This is a genomic window from Clostridium sp. J1101437_171009_A5 (assembly GCF_015547905.1).
Classification (GTDB): domain Bacteria; phylum Bacillota; class Clostridia; order Oscillospirales; family Oscillospiraceae; genus Pseudoflavonifractor_A; species Pseudoflavonifractor_A gallinarum.
Genome location: NZ_JADMVY010000032.1, coordinates 1 through 3,731, shown reverse-complemented (window position 1 = coordinate 3,731; position 3,731 = coordinate 1). Strand labels below are relative to the sequence as shown.

Genomic DNA, 3,731 nt, shown 5'->3' with positions numbered 1-3,731 from the left:
CTGGCTGGCTCACCAAAGGTGGGCAAGTCCTGGCTTGCTCTATGGCTGGCGGTGACAGTTGCCAAGGGAGAACCGGTGTGGAACATGACCACCAGGCAGGGCACCACACTCTATCTCTGTCTGGAAGATTCCGTCCTCCGCATCCAGAACCGGCTCTTTGAGATCACAGAGGACGCACCGGACAGCGTCCACTTCTGCACCGAGTGTGCTCTCATCGGCCAAGGGTTGGAGGAACAGGTGGAAACATTTCTCGCCGCCCACCCCGATACCGTGCTGATCATCATCGACACCCTGCAGATGGTTCGTCCGATCCACGACGCCACCTACGCCAATGACTACCGGGACCTGTCTGTGCTCAAGCGGCTGGCGGACAAGCACGGCATCGCCATCCTGCTCATCCACCATCTGCGGAAAGAAAAGGCAGAGGATGTGTTCCACCGGATCTCCGGCACCACCGCCATCAGCGGCGCGGTGGATTCCAGCTTCACCCTGGTAGAAGAAAAGCGGGGCAGCGGCAGAGCCAGACTGACCTGCGTGGGCCGGGACATTGAATACCGGGAGCTGGAGTTGGAACGCGGCTGTGAAAATGTGTGGGAGTTGGTTTCGGACAGCAGAGCAGAACCCGTGCTGCGTGAGGATCGGATCGTCGTTCTCCTCTCTGCATTTATGAGCACCAGAACAATATTTATCGGCACTCCTACGGAACTCTCCGAAAAGATCGACCCTGATAAGTCTGAAGGGGTAACGCCTAAAAAGATTTCAAGGCTGATCCTGCAAAGCGTTGAGGCCCTAAGAAAAAACGGAATTCAGGCAATGGTGCGCCGCAGCAACGGAAAACGAGTGATTGAGCTACACCGTGCCGATAGTGCCGATTTGGAGGGTGCCGGAGAAATCGTCCCTATCGACCCTGTCGGGGCGCTGTGCGGCGATTTGCGGGCGGTTTCCAGGTGCGGCGAGTAAACTCCCGCAAGGCAAAAGAAACGCCGTGTTGGGCCGCTTGTGGCCGAAGGAGGAATGCGGGTGTTCGGCGCGGGAGAATCACCTCAAAAGGGGCCCCCGGAGAAACCCAGCGAAGCGGTTTCTCTGGGGAGAGGAGGAAGCACGGAGCGAGGGAGCTTTTGACCTCGGTCGGAAGCGACTGATGCGCAGTCGCTTCCGACGAGGGCCAGCATCGCGTTTGTCTGGTCGTCGGCAAAGCCGCCGCCCGCCTTCCGCTTGTTTGCGGGGCGCTGCCCCACACCCCATTTTTACGAAAGACTGGAGGAAACGACATGAAAAAAGACATCAAATTCAGCACCCGGATGGCGTCCGCAGACCGGGAGGCCATCAAGGAATTGGCGAAACGCTCCGGGATGTCCATGAGCGATTATGTGACGGCCTGCTGTTTGGGAAAGCAGGTGGTGGTCGTTGACGGACTGAAAGAAGTGCTCACGGAACTGAAGTCCATTGGCAGAAACCTGAATCAGCTTGTCACTCTGGCGCACATGGGACGCGTCACGGTGATCAATCTGGACGGTGTGCGCCAGGCGTTCTCTGAACTCTGCGCTGCTGTCCGGTTGATCCTGGAACGAAAGCGGTGGTGAGGAATGGCGATCATCAGCTTCACCAATTACAAGCGAGGTCAGACCACCGGATGCATGGGGGCCGTGATGCGGTACACCATGCAGAACAAGAAAACTGAGTTCGATGGGCAGCGGTTGGTCACAGGCATCAACTGCCAGCCGGAATCTGTCTACGCAGACTTCATGACCACCAAGCGTCTGCATCACAAAACCGACGGCGTGCTGTTCTACCACATGGTGCAGAGCTTCCCCAAAGGCGAAGTGGTCGACCCTGTCACCGCCCATGCAGCGGCATTGAAGCTGGCTGAGTACTATGAGGGCTATGAAGTTCTGGTCTGCACCCACACAGACCGGGAACACATTCATTCCCACTTTCTCATCAACTCCGTCAACTTCGATACTGGAAAGAAACTGCACATCGCAAAGGAGCAGCTCCAGGAACTGCGGCAGCGCAACGATCAGGTCTGTATGGAATTTTCTCTTTCTGTGTTCCGGCCCGCGGACAGAAAAGAGAAAACCAAGACCATGTCCATCGGTGAGTATCACACCGCCGTCCGTGGCCAGAGCAAAAAACTGCAGCTCATGAATATCATCAACGACTGTATGCGCCACGCCTCTAACCGTGAGGAGTTCATTGCACTGATGGAGAGCGAGGGCTGCAAGGTCTGCTGGGAAACCTCCCGGCGGAACATCACCTACACCACACCCAGCGGCTGGCAGTGCCGTGACCGCCTGCTGTTCGGGGGCAAATATCTGAAGGAGAAGATGGAATATGAATTCAGGATCAGAGCAGAAATTATCCATGGACGAGCTGTTGGAAAAGAATCGACCTGCGCAGATGGTACAGACCACGCCGCAGCCTTCGGCGCAGGAGCCGACACCGCCTCCCGAAGTGCATCCCACGAAAGCGGAGTGGGAGGATCTGCTGAGCGACCTCTGTACACTGGGGTACCACACCGAGAGACAGACCGGCTATCTGAAGAAGGTCAACGAACTGCTTGTGCAGCTCCCGAACCGGACGCAGATGGACGAACTGCTGAAAGCGGTGAAGCATCTGGAGCAGATGAGCGAACAGGCTGGGAAGCGGAACGAGAAGCGTTTTTCTCTGCCCAGTATCAGGCTGCCCAGACTGAGTCTGCCGGACATTCCATGGACCAGTCTGCTGTTGGGACTGGCGGCCCTGGCGCTGACTGGGCTGGTGCTGTGGGTGGTGTGGTCCAGCTTGGACACGCTTTGGAGCGCGGCCAGGGGCCTGCTCCCGTGAAGGATGCCACCACGCACTACCACGCAGACAGCAAGGCCCTCCGGAAAGAACGACAAAAGAAAATCGCCCTCGGTCACAAGGAGGACGATCACGAAGAAGAACAGACTTGGCAGCAGACCATGTGACGGTCTGCTTTTTTGTTGCCCGAATTGGTTTTGGGAGAAAGGAACGCTATGAAAAGTGAATTCGAAGTGTATATGGAGACAGGTATTCTGGGTGGTTATATTCCGGAGCGAGCAATTGGTCTCCGGAACGAAAACATGATCACACCAATCTACCGGGATACATCTTATCACGAAACAGAACATGGTATGGAACTTCGCCGGGAGATGATCGTGGGCGGACGAACATTCTTCGTCCGTTCCATCTTCTCTACCGCAGAGGAAGCAAAAACGCCTACGGAGCAGATGCTGCAAATCATCGACAGTGATTTAGAAAAAGGTTCGCTTTGAGGATAGACATTGGGCAGGAGATACGGTATGTTTGTTGTTACCGTATCGGCTTGCCCGGAAAGGAGTAGCAATGGCAAGCAACGAAAAATATACCGTCCTCTATGGCCGACTGAGTCAAGAGGATACGCAGAAAACAAATAAGACGGATGACTCGAACAGTATTCAGAATCAAAAACTTCTGCTGGAGAAGTATGCAGCCGAGAAAGGATTCACCAACACCCTCTTCCTGTATGACGACGGTTACTCTGGAACGAACTTCAACCGCCCTGGCTGGCAGCAGGTCATGGAGCTGATGGAAAACGGTCAGGTGGAAACACTGATCGTCAAGGACATGTCCCGACTGGGCCGTGAGTACCTTCAGGTAGGTCAGTACACGGAAACATTATGGACAAGGACACAAAAGGCAGACCGTGAAACGGGCTGCTGACAACAAATAAAGGCTGAATATCAGGC

5 protein-coding genes are annotated in these 3,731 nt (G+C 55.4%); all 5 read left to right on the top strand.

Annotation, left to right across the window (positions count from 1 at the left end; translation table 11 throughout):
• Positions 1–960, top strand: a 960-nt coding sequence (locus I2C21_RS17290) for an AAA family ATPase (protein ID WP_195279883.1), incomplete at its 5' end; no start/stop codon positions are given.
• A gap of 311 nt (positions 961–1,271) precedes the next feature.
• Positions 1,272–1,583 (top strand): plasmid mobilization protein, encoded by a 312-nt coding sequence (locus I2C21_RS17285; protein ID WP_195279882.1) that lies wholly within the window; start codon positions 1,272–1,274, stop codon positions 1,581–1,583.
• A 3-nt stretch (positions 1,584–1,586) separates the two neighbouring features.
• Entirely contained in the window at positions 1,587–2,951 is a 1,365-nt protein-coding gene (locus I2C21_RS17280; protein WP_195279881.1) for a relaxase/mobilization nuclease domain-containing protein, read from the top strand.
• A 48-nt stretch (positions 2,952–2,999) separates the two neighbouring features.
• Positions 3,000–3,278: a hypothetical protein gene (locus I2C21_RS17275; RefSeq protein ID WP_195279880.1), complete on the top strand. Its 279-nt coding sequence runs from the start codon at positions 3,000–3,002 to the stop codon at positions 3,276–3,278.
• A 70-nt stretch (positions 3,279–3,348) separates the two neighbouring features.
• Positions 3,349–3,705, top strand: coding sequence for a recombinase family protein (locus tag I2C21_RS17270; protein WP_195279879.1), 357 nt, complete (start codon positions 3,349–3,351; stop codon positions 3,703–3,705).
• Positions 3,706–3,731: the final 26 nt, after the last annotated feature.

Excerpts from the sequence above, each read along its gene's own strand:
- I2C21_RS17270 (WP_195279879.1), top strand. The coding sequence starts at position 3,349 with ATGGCAAGCAACGAAAAATATACCGTCCTCTATGGCCGACTGAGTCAA.
- I2C21_RS17280 (WP_195279881.1), top strand. The coding sequence starts at position 1,587 with ATGGCGATCATCAGCTTCACCAATTACAAGCGAGGTCAGACCACCGGA.
- I2C21_RS17275 (WP_195279880.1), top strand. The coding sequence starts at position 3,000 with ATGAAAAGTGAATTCGAAGTGTATATGGAGACAGGTATTCTGGGTGGT.
- I2C21_RS17285 (WP_195279882.1), top strand. The coding sequence starts at position 1,272 with ATGAAAAAAGACATCAAATTCAGCACCCGGATGGCGTCCGCAGACCGG.